Below are 712 nucleotides of genomic sequence, written 5' to 3'. Positions count from 1 at the left end.
CTAAAGGCCGGACAGTTCCTCACGGGTTGAACGTTCGATAAACTCTCTTGGCGATCTGTAGCCGAGAGCGCGATGCGGATGCACGCGATTATAGTGGTCGAGCCATTTTGGCAGCTGGTCGATGACGGCCTGTGCGTTGGGTCGCGGGCTGACGCGGGCGTAGTCTCGTTTGAGGGTCCGGACGAAAGCCTCGGCCATTCCGTTGCTCTGCGGACTTTCGACCGGCGTGGTGCGTGGTGCCAGGCCGATGTCGCGCGCGAAGCGCCTTGTATCTTGGGCAGTGTAGCAGCTGCCGTTATCAGTCAGCCATTCGATGGTGTGGGGCAGCTTGTTCACCTGGCCGAAGCGATGCTCGACGGTGGCAACCATGAGGTCGCGCACGTCCTCGGCGGTGATGCCGCCGGTAGTGGCTACATATCCCATCGCCTCCCGGTCGCAGCAGTCGAGGGCGAAGGCGACGCGGACCTTCTCGCCATTGTCGCAGCCGATCTCGAGGCCGTCCGAACACCAGCGTGTATTGCGGGTGACGACGGCGATCTTGCCGTCATGCCGGCGTTCCTCGCGGCGTCCGGCGTGGCGCTGGAGCAGTAAGCCATGCAGCTTCATGACGCGGTAGACGCGCTTTGGATTGGGCGCTGCGCGTCCGTTTTTTTCCGCCTCGCGGCGCAGCAGGGCATGCACGCGCCGATAGCCATAGGTTGGCAGGTCGGCG

General features: G+C 63.6%; 1 protein-coding gene. It reads right to left on the bottom strand.

What is annotated here, in order from left to right; translation table 11 throughout:
* Positions 1 to 712 (bottom strand): IS3 family transposase (locus tag IL54_RS02500; RefSeq protein WP_037472887.1); only part of this gene is annotated, 712 nt, incomplete at its 5' end.

The organism is Sphingobium sp. ba1 (assembly GCF_000743655.1).
GTDB lineage: Bacteria > Pseudomonadota > Alphaproteobacteria > Sphingomonadales > Sphingomonadaceae > Sphingobium.
Note: the sequence above shows the minus strand (reverse complement) of the source record. Positions and strands in the feature narration are given on the sequence as shown.